This is a genomic window from Kribbella swartbergensis (assembly GCF_054784135.1).
Genome location: NZ_BAAGPM010000034.1, coordinates 476861 through 491092 on the forward strand (window position 1 = coordinate 476861; position 14232 = coordinate 491092).

Annotated in this window: 12 protein-coding genes; 4 read left to right on the top strand and 8 right to left on the bottom strand. The window is 70.8% G+C overall.

Annotation, left to right across the window (positions count from 1 at the left end; all coding sequences use genetic code 11):
* Positions 1 to 52: 52 nt before the first annotated feature.
* The 3 genes from ACYVOK_RS31425 to eccD form a co-directional block, all read right to left on the bottom strand.
* On the bottom strand, positions 53 to 289 hold the full coding sequence (locus tag ACYVOK_RS31425; RefSeq protein ID WP_460666208.1) for an IS3 family transposase: 237 nt from the start codon (positions 287 to 289) through the stop codon (positions 53 to 55).
* A 102-nt stretch (positions 290 to 391) separates the two neighbouring features.
* Complete coding sequence (gene eccB, locus ACYVOK_RS31430; protein ID WP_460666209.1) at positions 392 to 1834, bottom strand: type VII secretion protein EccB; 1443 nt, start codon at positions 1832 to 1834, stop codon at positions 392 to 394.
* A gap of 1 nt (position 1835) precedes the next feature.
* Positions 1836 to 3200 carry a type VII secretion integral membrane protein EccD gene (eccD, locus tag ACYVOK_RS31435; protein ID WP_460666210.1) on the bottom strand — a complete coding sequence of 455 codons (1365 nt, stop codon included), beginning with the start codon at positions 3198 to 3200 and terminating at the stop codon, positions 1836 to 1838.
* A 150-nt stretch (positions 3201 to 3350) separates the two neighbouring features.
* Between eccD and ACYVOK_RS31440 the strand changes: the two genes are divergently transcribed.
* Genes ACYVOK_RS31440 through ACYVOK_RS31455 form a run of 4 tightly spaced genes read left to right on the top strand, consistent with a single transcriptional unit; the run spans position 3351 to position 8082 of the window.
* Positions 3351 to 3974, top strand: a complete 624-nt coding sequence (locus ACYVOK_RS31440) for a hypothetical protein (RefSeq protein WP_460666211.1) — start codon at positions 3351 to 3353, stop codon at positions 3972 to 3974.
* A complete protein-coding gene (locus ACYVOK_RS31445) occupies positions 3971 to 4558 on the top strand; it encodes a hypothetical protein (RefSeq protein ID WP_460666212.1) in 588 nt (195 codons plus the stop codon). Before ACYVOK_RS31440 ends, ACYVOK_RS31445 begins: the two co-directional genes overlap by 4 nt.
* Before the next feature lie 13 nt (positions 4559 to 4571).
* Positions 4572 to 5897, top strand: coding sequence for a protein kinase domain-containing protein (locus ACYVOK_RS31450; RefSeq protein WP_460666213.1), 1326 nt, complete (start codon positions 4572 to 4574; stop codon positions 5895 to 5897).
* A gap of 46 nt (positions 5898 to 5943) precedes the next feature.
* Entirely contained in the window at positions 5944 to 8082 is a 2139-nt protein-coding gene (locus tag ACYVOK_RS31455) for a fibronectin type III domain-containing protein (RefSeq protein WP_460666214.1), read from the top strand.
* A gap of 3 nt (positions 8083 to 8085) precedes the next feature.
* On the opposite strand, the gene ACYVOK_RS31460 is transcribed toward ACYVOK_RS31455, so the two are convergent.
* From ACYVOK_RS31460 to ACYVOK_RS31480, 5 genes are all read right to left on the bottom strand, one after another.
* Positions 8086 to 8898 carry an SAM-dependent methyltransferase gene (locus ACYVOK_RS31460; protein ID WP_460666215.1) on the bottom strand — a complete coding sequence of 271 codons (813 nt, stop codon included), beginning with the start codon at positions 8896 to 8898 and terminating at the stop codon, positions 8086 to 8088.
* A gap of 80 nt (positions 8899 to 8978) precedes the next feature.
* Positions 8979 to 10613, bottom strand: coding sequence for a right-handed parallel beta-helix repeat-containing protein (locus ACYVOK_RS31465; RefSeq protein WP_460666216.1), 1635 nt, complete (start codon positions 10611 to 10613; stop codon positions 8979 to 8981).
* Positions 10613 to 11260, bottom strand: a complete 648-nt coding sequence (locus tag ACYVOK_RS31470) for a helix-turn-helix transcriptional regulator (RefSeq protein WP_460666217.1) — start codon at positions 11258 to 11260, stop codon at positions 10613 to 10615. The genes ACYVOK_RS31465 and ACYVOK_RS31470 overlap by 1 nt, the downstream gene beginning before the upstream one ends.
* A 76-nt stretch (positions 11261 to 11336) precedes the next feature.
* On the bottom strand, positions 11337 to 12596 hold the full coding sequence (locus ACYVOK_RS31475) for a type VII secretion protein EccE (RefSeq protein ID WP_460666218.1): 1260 nt from the start codon (positions 12594 to 12596) through the stop codon (positions 11337 to 11339).
* A complete protein-coding gene (locus tag ACYVOK_RS31480; RefSeq protein WP_460666219.1) occupies positions 12593 to 14194 on the bottom strand; it encodes an AfsR/SARP family transcriptional regulator in 1602 nt (533 codons plus the stop codon). Before ACYVOK_RS31480 ends, ACYVOK_RS31475 begins: the two co-directional genes overlap by 4 nt.
* Between the last annotated feature and the right edge of the window lie 38 nt (positions 14195 to 14232).

Genomic DNA, 14232 nt, shown 5'->3' on the forward strand with positions numbered 1-14232 from the left:
TGCCGTCTCTCCCTGAACTGCTCCCCAAAAGTTGGACTGGCTGGGTAGGAGTCTAGGCCGCGAGGGTCTGGGTCCGGTATTGCACCGGGCTCAGGCCCTCGAGTCGTGTTGAGGTGCGGTGGTTGTTGTACCAGTGGATGTAGTCGGCGAGCGCGGTGATGAAGGCGTCGGTGCTGGTGTAGGTGGTGTGGTGGAAGAGTTCTTCTTTGAGGTGTCCGAGAAGTTCTCGATGTCGGCGTCGTCGTAGCAAGAACCGCTGATCCTCAGACAACGAACTACGTCCGCGCATACAACTGCTCCCCAGGAGTCGGAACCGAGTTTCTCAGTCCAACTTCTGGGGAGCAGTTCACCCAGAGGCGGCAGGCCCTTCGGTTGCCGGTGCGTCGGCGACTTACCGGAACGCCGGGCCAGCGGGCTGGACCGCGGCGGCCTTGGGATCGAGACCGCTGCCCAGCGGGACGCGGGCGACCAGCCCGGCCGGCATCCGGATCGGGCGAACACCGTCGAACCCGAGGATCTTCTGCACTTCCTGGCCTGCCAGCGGATATGCGATGCCCTGGTCGCTGATCAGCATCACTGTCCCGACCGGGGCCCGGGTCGACGGCATGGCCTCGACCAGCGCGGCATGACCGGGCGGTACGACGACACGGTCGGCGAGGGGAGTGCCACGTCCGCTCCGGGCGGCGGTCAGGGTCAGTTCGTCACGGGGTGGCATCGCGACATCGACGGCGAGCCGCGGCACGTTGGTTCCGGGATCGAACGTGGCGCACAACGCCGATCCGGTCGTCCTCGGGCCGACGAAGTCCGGCCGCTGCGCCGGCGGCTGGTCAGCGGTCGTGGCCGGCGCGGCACTCTGCTTCGCCTGCCCCACGGCGATCAGCCCGATCGGCAAGGCGACCGGATCCCGGCCGTTGTAGGCCTTCGCCGTCGGTGCATACGCACGCTGGATGTCGTACTGCAGCGGGGTGATGGGACGGAGCTGGTCGGATTCGACCAGATAGTACTGGCGCACACCGTCGGACGTCTGCGCTACCAGGAGGTGTCCGTTGCGCAGCGAGCGACTGCTGGGAATGGCTTTCGACGGCAGTCCCAGACCCTTGACCAGGATCGGCCGCAGCGGCGGGCCGGACGGCAGACCGTCGACCAGCTCCACCCCGACCGTTGCCCAGGGCTCCTTCTTCAGCGCGAGGCCGACCGTCACGATGTCCGCTTCCCGGATCTGATGCCGGTAGCCGTTCCACAGCAGGTACTGGTCACCCGTTTCGGCCACCGCGACGAGGACCGCCCGATCGGTCGCCGCACGGCCGGCGGAAGGCGCCTGGCCGATCATCAGCACCGACTCGTCGACTGCCTCCCCGCTGCTGTCGCGGCCCGGCTCCGAGCAGAGGGACCATGGGCCTTCCAGCAACCCCTTGGCTGTGGGCAGGGAGTCCGGCGCGTCGGCGATGCCGATCCGCGGGCCCCGCGGCACGCCCGACAGCGAAGCCGCCGAGACGTTCATCAACGGGGCGTAGCTGCCCTTGGCCAGCAGGGCGGAGACATAGTTGCTGACCGGATGCAATCGGCCGTCCACGTAGACGAACCGGGTGCCGGTCTCCTTCTCCACGATGACGGCCTCGCCGCTGCGCCAGGCGTTCTTGCCGCCCGGGACGATCAGCCCGTACACGGTGAATCCGGCCAGCACGAGGAGGGCGACGGCAATACTGCCGAAGGCGGCGGCGAGCGGCCGGCGGAACGGCGGTTGCTCCGGATCGGACTCGCGCAGGACGAGCGCGGACACGACCCGCTGGACCAGGAACTGGTGCGACTGCAGTTGTTCGCGTCTGGTCGCCATCTCAGCCTCCGATGCCGCGGACCACGGCGTACAGGTCGAGGACGGCGCAGCACACCGGGATGACGGCCAGGACGATGCCGATCTCGAGGAGTTCGGCGGACCGGCCGAGGTACGGGCTCAGCGGTCTGACACTCGCGAGGATCCCGATGGCGATGATCGCCGCTGCCGCTGCCAGCAGGATCAGCCCAGCAGCCGGGCTCGTCATCAGCGGTCCCACGACGAGCGCGACCACACCTCCGCAGCCGGCGGCGAGCATGGCGGACCGGTGCCGGAGGGCCGGGTACAACCGGGCTCTGACGAGGAAGCCGGCGCTGAGCAGGCCGACGTACCAGAGAGCGGCCGTGCTGCCGTGCCGCACGAGGAGGATCTGGCAGGCGATCGCCACGACGGCGGTCGCCAGCAGGAGTCCGGTGAGGAAGGCGTCGGCGCGGATGACCGCCAACTCCACCAGCCGGCGCGGCGTTCGTGGATCATCGCGGACCAGATCGGCCGTGGTTCGTGGCAGGACCGGCATCGGGACCCGGCCGAGCCGGATCGACAACACACCGAACGCCGGGGAGAACGCCAGCAGGCCACCCGCGACGACGGCTGCGGCCTCGAAGGCGTCGAAGAAGCTCCGGCTCGCCAGCCAACCGCCGATCAGTCCGAGTACGCCGGTCACGATGGCGGCGGCGAACAGCGCCGGACGATCGGCGATACCGGCCAGGGCGAGCAGACCGGTGACGAGCAGTACGGCAGACGCCGTGAGCAGGTCGGCGGTGCCCAGCGCGGTGAGCCCCCGGTCACCGGCCTGTGTCAGGCCGCCGCCGGCGACGGCGAAGAGCAACGACGCGCCGCCGAGCAGACTTCCCGCCGACGAGTCACCGAACGCCCGCGACATCACTGTTCCGGCGACCAGCAGGATCAGTGTCACGCCCAGGAACCAGCCGGCCGCGGGTGACAGCGGCGACCAGCGTAGGCCGTCCACCAGGATGAGCAGGAGCGCCAGGGCGCCCAGCGCGAGGCCGGCCTGCCGGGTGTGGCGCGGCGCCCAGAGCCGTCCGGTCCGGCCGGCGCCCTGTGCGATGGCGTCGACGACGTCGTCGTACTCGAGCTCCGGCCAGTCGACCGTCCGTTCCACCAGGTGCAGGACCTCGCCGTCCCGGATCCGCTGATGTCCCAGGGTCCGGGCCAACTCCAGGGGACGCCCGTCCGCACGACGCAAGACCCAGCCGCCGGCCTCGACGCCGTCGTCGGCCAGCTCCTCGCCGGCGCTCCGCAGCAACCCGGGCACCAGTTCCGCGACGGACGAGTGCTCCGGCAAGGCGACATCGATTCGGCGGCTGGGCGCCGCGACGGTGACCCGGACCAGACCTGTGATGTTCATCGACCACTTCCTCGCTTCCAGATGTCGGCCGGTGGGTCAACCTTCGGGTGATCGGAGGTGGAGAAGGCGTCGACGACAGCTTCCTGCCGTCGGCGGTCCAGGGCTGGTGGGCGTCCTAGCCTGACGGCACAGGCGATGTGGAGGAGAACCGTGACGTCCGATGGCGAGCTGCTGATTCCGGTGGGACATGACCTGGGGGTGCTGTATTCGGGGCCGGACGAGCGTCGGCAGCAGGTCCGGGTGGGACTCGGCGTCGCCGAGCTCGGGGATCGGGAGTTCGCGGTCTGGTTGCTGGCGCACGGGGTCGACGACGAGGATCGGCCGACCCGCGGGTCGTTGGCGCAGCGGGCGGTGAATCTCGGGCTGGAGACCGGGCAAGCGGCCGAGGCGATCGAGCGGCTCTTGGCCGACGGATTGCTGGCGGCGGTGGATCCGGGGGCGGACACCGCGGTCGAGTTTGCGCGGGAGCATCAGTTGTTTCCGTTGCTGCACGGGCTTGGGCCGGACAAGGACGACCCGTGGCTGCAGACGGTGGGGGTGCTGAACCAGCCGGTGGCGCAGGTTTCGCGGGCGATGTACGACGTGTGGGCCTGGGCGCAGCTGGCAACGGAGTTGTGGACGGCGTGCCGGGACGCTGCCGTGGTGGCGCGGGAGGCCGGGGTGACGAACGAAGAGGAGACCGATCCACGTCAGGTGCTGACGGGAGTGCTGAGTCAGGCCCACGGGTTGCTGGCGGTGCGGGCGGCGTACTTCGATCGGCGGAGGTTGCGGTGAGTACGACGGTGTTCCCGGTCGGGCACTACGGCGGGATCCGGCCAGGCGAGGACGGGATGGACGAGCAGGTGATCCGGGTCGGGTGGACGCAGCACCGGATCGATGAGGAGGCGTTTGGGGTCTGGGTTCTGGCGCATGGGTTGCCGGAGGTGGGCAAGGGGGCGTGGACTGTGGACGACGTTGTCGAGCAGGCGGCCAAGGCCGGAATTCGGGACGCGGCGAACCAGCTCGGCGCGCTCAATGATGCCGGCCTGGTTGCCGTCGTGGACGATGCCGCGACCTTTGCGCGGACGCATCGGATGGATGTGTTGTTCGTCGGGTTGGGGAACGCGCCGGATCGGTTGGACGGGCATGCGGTGGGGATTCCGGGGTTGGGGACGGCGGCTGTGCTGGATCCGGATTGCTATGAGTTGTGGCAGTGGGGGTCGGTGGCGCCGACGTTGTGGCACAGCTGTGAGGTGCGGGCGGGGGTGACGGCGGAGCATGGGCAGGCGCCTGATCGGGACGGCGCGATGGTGGAGATTCTGGGCGATCTGCGGTTCCTGATCGCCCACGGTTGCGCGTACCTGGACGTCGCCGGGTGACAAGATGACTCTGATGGCTGAGATTCCGCTTGAGGCGTTGGTGCCGCATGCTGTTGGGCCGGTTGCGTCGGTCTATCTGGTGCCGGGGGCGCGGACGACGGTTCTGAAGGTGTATCCGCAGCCGCTGGATCGGCGGACGTACAACGGGATCGAGGTCGAGCAGGCGAAGCTGGCCGGGTTGCGGTCGGCGCCGTCGATCGTGCGGGTCGAGTCGCTGGACGAACTTCCGGACGGGCGGACCGGGTTGCGGATGGAGTTCTGCCCGCAGTCGCTGCCGGATCTGGTCGCGGTCGGGCCGCTGCCGATCGGCGACGTGATCATCCTCGGCCAGATCCTGAGCTCGGTGCTGGCCGAGGCGCACGACGCCGGGCTGGTGCACGGCGGGGTGACGCCGGCCAACGTGCTCGAGCGGCCCAGCGGCCAGCCCGCGCTCGCCGACTTCGGGGTGGCGTTGCGACTGCGGTTCCCCCGGGATCTGATGGGCGACGCCGCCTACACGGCTCCTGAGGTACTGCGGGACGGCGAACTGTCCGAACACGCGGACGTCTACGGCCTCGGCGCCGTACTGTATCTGGCCCTCACCGGGCAGTCCCCGTTCCCGGCCCGACCGGGTGAGTCCGCGGACGGCGTCGTACTGCGGGTACTGCGTGAACCGCCGCCGGAGGTGTCGGGCCGGGATGTGCCGAGGGCGCTGTCCGGGCTGTTGATGCGGATGCTGGCGAAGGACCCGGAGGCGCGGCCGGACGCGGCGACGGTGCTGCGGGAGTTCGAGGCGTTGCTGGCCGCGGAGCCGGCCGAGGACGACCTCGACTTCGACGACTTCAGCGAGGAACTGGCCGCCGCCAGGATCGTGCCGGTGGCAACCATCCCGGCCGCCCCGAAGCCGAAGAAGACCAAGAAGCCCAGAACGACGCCACGCAAGGGGTTGCTGATCGGCGCGGCCGCCGCGGTGGCCCTGGTCGCGGTGGTGCCGGTGATGATCCAGCCGGGTCAGGACGACGAGGCAACCGTTCCTCCTCCGGCCGTCAGTACGCCAGCCGGCCCGACCGTGACCACCTCGGCCCCGACCCCGATCGAGTTGAAGCCGCCGCAGGACAAGGGCACGTCCGTCGTGCTGGCATGGTCGTTCCCGAAGCCGCTCGACCAGTACGTCGTCTTCGTCGCCGAGCAGGGCGCGAAGACTCCGCGGGTCGCGTACCGCGGTCCGAAGACCTCAGCCACCGTGCAGGTCAGCCCCGGGTTGAAGTACTGCTTCCAGGTGCAGGGCACCGACGGCGTCGCGCCGTACCGGAGCGCCCCGCGGAGCATTCGCGGAGCCACCTGCCTCGGCGGTCGCTAGACGGAAACTGGACCGTTCCTGGACCGTCCTCGCCTAGGCTGTCGGCGTGCGCGAGACCAGGAGAGCCCGGGCAGGACTGGCCGCGGTCGTGGCCGGCTGTATCGCCCTGACCAGTGTCGTCGTCCTGACCGGCGCGGGCAGCGCCGATTCCGGTCTCGCCTTCACCCAGTCCGGGCACTGGGTCTACAACAGCACGCTCGGCCGGGTCTTCCACCTGGACGGCGCGACCCGGAACGTCGACGCCGAGGTGAGGGTGGGCTCGGCCGATCCCGACGCCCAGGTGGTGCAGACCGACCAGCACGGGTACGTGCTGTCCCGGTCCGGGATCGACCAGTTCGGCAAGTCCGACCTGAGAGTCGCGGACCAGATCGAGGCGCCGGCCGACGAGCAACCGGTGCCGCTGGAGGCGGCCGGTGCCGCGTTCGCCGTCTATCCGAAGGCCGGGCACGTGATGCGGCTCGGCGAGCGGCAGACCGCCACGTTCCCCGGTGGACCGCTCGGCGACCCGGTGGTGACTTCGGACGGCACGCTGTGGGTGCACCGGGTCGACCACGGAGACCTGTGCCAGTTGCCGCTGAGCGCGGACCGGATGTCCTGCCCGGCCTCGGTGCCGAAGGGCCACAAGGGCGCGCTGACCGCGTTCGGCACGAAGGCCCTGTTCGTGGATCTCACCGCCCGGCAGGTGTACCGGCTGACGAGTGACGGGATCGGCGACCGCGAGGATCTCGGCGAGGTCGTCGTACCCGACGACGCGCTGGTCGCGGGGAACGACGTCGGCGGCCGGCTCGCGATCGTGGACCCGGGCCGGAGCGTCGTGCACCTGGTCGACATCCCGGCCGACGGCAGCAAGCCGGCCGCCCCGATCAGCAAACCGATCAGGCGTGGGAACTACGACCGGATCGCGTCCTCCGGTCAGGGCCTGGCCCTGCTGGACCGCAAGAACGAGGACCTGCTCACGCTGGGCCGCGACGGCAAGGAGACCTCGCACCAGAAGGTGACGAGCCAGGCGGTCGACGGCGAGCAGAAGCGTGAGCCGAACCTGTTCCGCGGTGACGACTCCCGCGTGTACGTCGAGAGCGGCAAGGGCGACCGGGTCGTCGTGGTCGACCGCGACGGTGAGGCCGAGGCCGTTCAGGTCGGACCGGGTGAACCCACCACCAAGCCGACCCCGAAGCCGACGCACACGCCGACACCCACTCCACCGAAGCAGGCTCCGCACACGCCGGCCAAGCCGAACGTTCCGCCGGCCAAGCAGACCACGACTCCGCCGAAGACCCCGCCGGCGAAGGTCGAGCCGCCGAGGAGAACGCCGACCAACCAGGCGACCGCGAGAGCCGGTCTGCCCGGCGCACCGAGCGCGGTCCAGGCCCGGCTCGTCAACGGCGCCGCCACCGTGACGTGGAAACCGGCGGCCGCCCACGGCGCGACAGTCACGTCGTACCGGCTGAGCTGGAGCGGCGGGTCGATGACGGTGCCGGGGACCGCCAGGTCGGCGCGGATCACCGACCTGGCCGAGAAGACCGGCTACTACATCACGATCCGCGCGGTGAACCGCGTCGGGGCCGGTCCGGCGGTCCGTTCGAACCGGGTCGAGTTCCGCTGGGCGGTGGCCGCGTCGCCGGGCGGCCTGGCGGTGAAAAGCAGACCGAGCAGCGGCACGCTGGTGCTGGGCTGGACGCGTCCCGAGCTGTACGAGGGCACGTTCGTCCGGTACGACGTCTCGATGGGATCGCGGACCCGGACGTCCACCACCGAGCAGATCACCTGGACCGGCCTGACCGACGGGACGCGGTACACGTTCACCGTACGGGCGGTCACGCGCGCGCCGGACGGCCGCACGCTGATCGGTGAGGCGGCCAGCGTGACCGCGGCACCGCAGGCCAGGGAACGGGTGATCGCGTCCCGCGGTGCCGGCGCGGAGTACAACAACTGCGAGCCGCCGGACTGCGCGTTCATCCTGGTCCGGATCGAGAACCTGCGCCCGAACACCAGGTACGAGATCAAGCCGTGGACGTCCCGCTGGGGCAACTTCAACCCGGGCGCGACGTTGACGACAGATGCCAAGGGCAACATGGTGGTCGACGACCGCTTCCCGTGCAGCGCCGTCGGCCAGACCGTCTGGGTGACCGTCGAAGGACCCGAGGGGACCTACACGTCCAACAAGTTCGTCTGGACCTCGGGCTGACGGTCAGTTCTTGACCGCGAGGACGGCGGCGATGAGGCGCTGCCAGTCGGTCAGGTCGTCGACCGGCTCAGGGTTGCGCCACTCGGCAGCCGGGACCAGACCGGGCTCGAGGACGGTGAAGCCGTCGGGGATCAGGCCGAGGATCTGCTCGTCGGTGCGCCACCGGCCGCGGCCGAGCGACCCTTGCAGCAGCTGCTGGAGTTCGGCGCTGCGCGGGTCGTTCTCGCTGCGGAAGTGGCTGATGAACAGGTGGCTGCCGGACGGGATGCGGTCGGCCCAGAATTTGACCAGGCCGGCCGGGTCCTCGTCGTCGTTGACGTGGTGCAGCGTCGCGCTGAAGACGACGGCGACCGGCTCGTCGAAGTCGATCAGCGCCTGGGTGTCCGGGTGGTCGTAGATCACCTTCGGCGTACGCAGGTCCGCCTGGAGGACGGTGGTGTTGCTGTTCTCGGCCAGCAGCGCGCGGCCGTGAGCGAGCACGATCGGGTCGTTGTCGACGTACACGACCTTCGCCTCCGGGTTGTACCGCTGGGCGACCTGGTGGACGTTGTCGGCGGTCGGCAGCCCGCTGCCGAGGTCGACGAACTGCCCGATCCTGCTCCTCGACACCAGTTCGCGGATCGCCCGGATCAGCGCGGCGCGGTTGTCCAGCGCGATCTGCCGCGAGCCGGGCAGGTCCTTGACGAACTTGTCCCCGAACGCACGGTCGACGGCGAAGTTGTCCTTGCCGCCGAGCAGGTAGTCGTACGTGCGCGCGATACTCGGCTTGGTCAGGTCGAAGCCGGGGTACGGCGCTTTCTCGTCTCCGTCGGCCATCGCGGCAGTCCTCCGATCCGGTCGTGACCCCGATCACTCTAAGCGATCCCGGGGTTACGCCTGATCCGGGCCGGGCCTGGTCAGCCGCCGGCAGCGGTCAGAACGTCGGCCGCCAGCAATGAGCGGAGCTCCTCGGTGGTGGGCATCCGGCCGAGCGTGCGCAGGCGCTGCGACTGGGCCTTGCGCATCGCCTCGACCAGGCGGCGGGCCTCGCGGGCGTTGCCGAAGTTCGGGCTGTGCGCGATCCGGTCGAAGTACGACGTCAGCGGCGGGGCGGCGGCCGGGTCGAGCAGGTAGTCGCCGCCGGCGACCATCCGGTCGGTGATCAGCAGCAGTTCCTCGGCGCTGTAGTTCTCGAACTCGATGGTCTTGGAGAACCGGGACGCCAGACCCGGGTTGGCGTCGAGGAAGTCGTTCATCTCGGCGGTGTACCCGGCGACGATGATCGCGATCTCGTCGCGGTGGTCCTCCATCAGCTTGACCAGCGCGTCGATCGCCTCCTGGCCGAAGTCGCCGCCGCTACCGGCCGACCGGGACAGCGTGTAGGCCTCGTCGATGAACAGCACCCCGCCGAGCGACTTCTCGAACACCTGCGCGGTCTTCTCCGCCGTGTGCCCGATGTACTGCCCGACCAGATCCCGCCGCGACACTTCGGTGAACCCGCCGTGCGGGAGGACGCCGAGCGCCTTCAGCAGCTTCCCGTACAGCCGGGCGACCGTGGTCTTCCCGGTCCCGGGCGCGCCCGCGAAGATCAGGTGGTGGCTGACCGCGCCGACCGACAGTCCGGCGGTACGGCGCCACTCGTTGACCTGGATCTCGTCGACCAGCGCATGCACCTCGGCCTTCACCCCGGGCAGACCCACCATCGCGTCGAGCTCGCCGAGCAATCCGTCGACCGGACCGCCACCGGCCGAGACGGCCGGACTCTCCTCGATCACCTCGACGGTCGCACCGTCCGCGACCAGCAGCGCCGGCTCGGCGGTGTTCGCGAAGCGGCTCCCCTCGACGGTCCCGCCACAACCGGGGGCGAAGGTGATCGCGGACCCGCGGGTGTCGTGCACGCTCACGCGCCGGATCACCGGCGTACTGCCGTGGGCGACGCCGATCCCCTCGGTGCCGGTGTGGGCGATCTCGGTGTCGGTCAGCTCCGGCCGACTGTACTGGTAGATGTAGACGCCCCGGCCGCCGCAGGCCGAGACCGTGCTGTTCCGGATCACCGGATCGGCGCCCAGGGCAACGACTATGCCGTCGCCGGAGATGTCCCGGACCGCGGTGTCCAGGATGCGCCCGCCGGCGCCCTCGACGACGATCCCGGTCTCGGCGCCGGTGACCGTGCAGCGGTCGACGGTGAACGACGTACTGGCGTGCACACTGATCGCGGGCCGGGTCCGGCCGGTGATCGTGCACCGCTCGACGGTCAGCGCCGTACGGTCGGCCGAGATCGCGATGCTCTCCGCCGCGCGGACCTCGAGACCCCTCAGCGTGAGCGTTCCGTCGACGGTCCGGATCGTCGGCCAGTCGGCGCCGGAGCCGTTGAGGACCACCGTCGCCCCGTTCTCCGCCTGGAGGGTGACCGAGCGGCCGGTCAGCTCGAGGGTCTCGGCGTACGTCCCGTCGGCGATCGCGATCGTCGCCCCATCCGGCGCCTCGAGCAAGGCGGAGCCGACAGTCGGGTACGCGCCGGGACGATCCGGCGCGACAGTCAGGACTCTCATCAGCTGGCCCGGTCCAGCAGCCAGCCGCGGTCGGCGGCCTTCACGCCGGCCTGGAAGCGGCTGCGCGCGCCCAGCCGGTTCATGATCTGCGCGACCATCCGCCGAACTGTCCGGACCGAGATGCCGAGCTGGGCCGCGGCCACCTCGTCGGTCGCACCGAGGGCGAGCAGCCGCAGCATCTCCTGCTCCCGCAGGGACAGGTCGGTGTCGTCGGGCAGATCGTCACCGGCCAGCGGTACGGCGTCCGGCCAGATCCGCTCGAAGAGCTCGATCGCCGTGGTGACCACGCCGGTCAGCCGGAGGACGGCGACACTGCCGTTCGCGGTGTCCGCCGGGAGGACCGCGATCGAGCCGTCGATCACCAGGGCGTTCATCGGGACGTACGGCATCGTGCGCACCGCGACCCCGGCCAGCGACATCGCGCCCAGGTGCCGGCACGCGGTCGGCGTGGTCCGGGCGGTGTCGGGGTAGATCGCCCGGTAGCGCAGGCCGGGCCGGACGTCGCGCGGACCGAACGCGGGCCCGGCCGGCGTGAGGTTGCTCATCGCGATCACCTCGTCCTGGGCGGACGCCAGCAGCTCGGCAATACCGCTGTGGGCAGGAACCTGGTGAAAGCCAGTGGGCCGGTTCAGCATCGTGATGCTCATCGACGTCCTCGCTTCGCTCCGGGCGCCGATGAGACACGGAGCAGGCTGTGCTTGATGATGAACTCGCTTCGCTCGTTCATGTGAAAGGAACCCCCAGAGGTAGCGTGGCGGCGACGCCGGTGGCGTGCCGCCCGTCGAGGCGCTCAGGCTCGACCCCGAAGGACCGGGCCAGAGTGGTCAGGACGGAGTAGGCCGTGTCGAGCGTGGCCGGGTGGGACGCGGCCAGCCGGAGTACGGCGTCATGGCGGTGCGGTGTGGGGTGATCGGCCGACGCCGTCACCGTGATGGCGATGGTCTGGGCGGCACCGGTCGCGGTGCCGAGGAGTGCGCCGGTCAGCATCGACATGGTTGCTGCGGGCAACGAGGCGGAGCCGGTCAGCCGGACGCACAGCTGCCGGACCGGCCCGCAGGACCAGGTCGACCAGCGTTCGTGGATCCGGCCGCGGCCGGCGTTCGCGTGGGCCAGCGCACCGAGCGACGCGAGGACGTCGGACTCGTCCAGCGGCATGCACTCGATGCCCTCCCGGTCGAACCGGCGGACCAGTCGGCGGACCGTGTTCGCGAGCACCTGGCGGAGTTGCTCGTCGGTGGCGATGTCCGGCGTCCGCTCGGCGGCGACGGCGATCCAGGCGCGCGGCGGCTGGTTCTGCTTCACGCCCGTGTGGAGGACCAGTTGTACGCCGACCTCGACCGGCTGCTCGTCCGCCGCGTCGGCCAGCGACCCCAACCGCGGCAGGACGTTCTGTTGCGCACCCGGGCCCAGCCGGAGGGCGACACTGGCACCGGACGGCCGGCTCAGGACGCCGTACGGCTGCTCGCGGACGACGACCTCCTCGGTGCCGGTCCGGCCGAGGAACGCGCTGACCAGGTTGATCGCGACACTGTCGCCGAGGTCGATCCGCCGGCGTCGGACCAGGAAGCCGAGCAGGACGCCGAGCCAGCGGTACAGCCACAGGCCGCGGACGCGGATGGCGGTCAGGGCCACCAGTGACACGGCCGCGAGTGAGGTCAGGATCAACGCCGTACGCGAGCCGGCCGTCGCCGCGCCGACCGCGACCACCGCGAACTGCCAGCAGACGATCTGACCGACCCGGATCGACCGGTCCGGCCGCTCGACGACGTCGGTCACCGGCTCGGGCGCCGGCGGTTGCTGGGACAGGCTGAGTCGCTGCACACGCTGCGGCGAAGGGATCGCCATCGGGGCCTGCGGCAACTTGACCGACGTCGGCCGGGCGATCGGCGTACCGACCGCTGTCGCCTGCGGAACGGCCCGGGTCGCGGAGACCTGAGCGGCCTCGCGCTGCGGAGCGGCGGTGGCCGCGGCCTGCGGCCTCATGCGACCAACTCGGCTTTCGACTCGGTGGCCAGCAGCAACCGGTAGGCGTGGTCGCGCACCACGGGGAGCAGGACGAACCGCTCGGGCGCGGGCTCCGCGACCAGGTTGAGGTCCATCAGCAGGTCGACCATCGGCTCGACCTCGTCCGGACCGACCCCGGCGATCCGGGCGGCCCGGCGCAGGTCGAACTGCGGTGTCGCGGCGATCCGCCGGTAGAACCGCTGGACCGGTGCCGGCATCGCGTCGTACGCGGCGTCGAGCGGCGCCAGCACCTCGGCGAGCGCGCGGCACCGGGCGGCCGGATCGTCGAGACGCGCAGCCATCCGGGCCACAGTCCACGGCTGCCGGTTGCGCATCCGCTCGACCAGGTGCCGGATCGCGCCGGGGTGGCCGGCGCACCAGCGCAGGACCTGATCGATGCCGGTGAGCTGCTCGGCCTCGTCGGCGGCCAGTACGTCGAGGGTGACCGCGCCGGTGCGGTCCAGGCCGGTCAGGCGGTGCCGGCTGATCACCAGGACGAGCGCGTCCGGGTCGTTCGGCAGCAGGCGCCGTATCTGGTCCGCGTTCTCGACGTTGTCCAGGATCAGCAGACCGGTTGCCGGCGGCAGCGGAACCGGCGAGCGGAGGTCGAGGTAGGTCTGGGTCTCGAACCCCGAGGCGGCCGCGACCTCGAGGGCGAACGCGGTCTTGCCGATCCCTGGCATCCCGTCGATCGTGACCACACCGGTCGCACCCTGGAGCGCTCGCAGTTCCGCGACCCGGCCGACGAAGCCGGGAACTCGCGGCGGCAGGTTCGAGCTCACCGGAGGCGCGGCCGCCCGGGGCGCCTCCTCGCTCAGGATCTGCTGGTGCAGCGCGGTGAGCTCGGCGCCCGGCTCGATCCCGAGATCGCGGATCAGCGCGGTCCGGACACGCTGGTACGCCGCGAGCGCGTCGTGGCGGCGGCCGGTGGTCCGGTACGCCGTCATCAGCCGCGCCCAGGCCAGCTCGCGCAGCGGCTCCTCCTCGGTGAGATTCCGCAGTACGGCGATCGCCTCGGCGGGCCGTCCGAGCGCGAGCTGCGCGTCGGCCAGATCCTCACGCAGACTCCGGTGCAGCTCGGTGAGCCGGTCGACGGCCGAGGTCGCGTCGACGGTCAGACCGTCGTACGGGCGACCGCGCCACAGGGCGAGGGCGCGCTCGACCACGGTCACCGCCTCGGCGGCGACGCCGCGGGTCAGCAGGTCGCGGACCTCGTCGCGCAGCCCCGCGGCGACGTCGGCGTCCAGTTCGCCGGGCAGGACGCGGACCCGGTAGGCGCCCGGCCGGCTCTCGATCCGCTCGTCCGGGAGCGCCCGGCGGAGCTGCCAGACATAGGTCTTCAGGTTGTTCTGCGCCGACGCCGGGACGTCCCGGTCGGCCCAGACGGCGTCGATCAGCTGCTCGGTGCTGACCCACGCGTTCCGGTGCAGCAGGAGCAGCGTCAGCACGGTGGCTGGTTTGCCGCCGCAGACGTCGAGCGGATGTCCGTCCGGGCCGTCGACCTCGAGCGGGCCCAGCACCCGGAAGGCGATCCGGGGGTCCGGACGCCCCGGTGAGTGCGCTGAGTGACCGTTCATGACACATACGATCCGTGTCGACGATGACATTTCGATGA

Excerpts from the sequence above, each read along its gene's own strand:
- eccB (WP_460666209.1), bottom strand. The coding sequence starts at position 1,834 with ATGGCGACCAGACGCGAACAACTGCAGTCGCACCAGTTCCTGGTCCAG.
- ACYVOK_RS31460 (WP_460666215.1), bottom strand. The coding sequence starts at position 8,898 with ATGGCCGACGGAGACGAGAAAGCGCCGTACCCCGGCTTCGACCTGACC.
- ACYVOK_RS31450 (WP_460666213.1), top strand. The coding sequence starts at position 4,572 with ATGGCTGAGATTCCGCTTGAGGCGTTGGTGCCGCATGCTGTTGGGCCG.
- ACYVOK_RS31475 (WP_460666218.1), bottom strand. The coding sequence starts at position 12,596 with ATGAGGCCGCAGGCCGCGGCCACCGCCGCTCCGCAGCGCGAGGCCGCT.
- ACYVOK_RS31480 (WP_460666219.1), bottom strand. The coding sequence starts at position 14,194 with ATGAACGGTCACTCAGCGCACTCACCGGGGCGTCCGGACCCCCGGATC.
- ACYVOK_RS31425 (WP_460666208.1), bottom strand. The coding sequence starts at position 289 with ATGCGCGGACGTAGTTCGTTGTCTGAGGATCAGCGGTTCTTGCTACGA.
- ACYVOK_RS31465 (WP_460666216.1), bottom strand. The coding sequence starts at position 10,613 with ATGAGAGTCCTGACTGTCGCGCCGGATCGTCCCGGCGCGTACCCGACT.
- ACYVOK_RS31470 (WP_460666217.1), bottom strand. The coding sequence starts at position 11,260 with ATGAGCATCACGATGCTGAACCGGCCCACTGGCTTTCACCAGGTTCCT.
- eccD (WP_460666210.1), bottom strand. The coding sequence starts at position 3,200 with ATGAACATCACAGGTCTGGTCCGGGTCACCGTCGCGGCGCCCAGCCGC.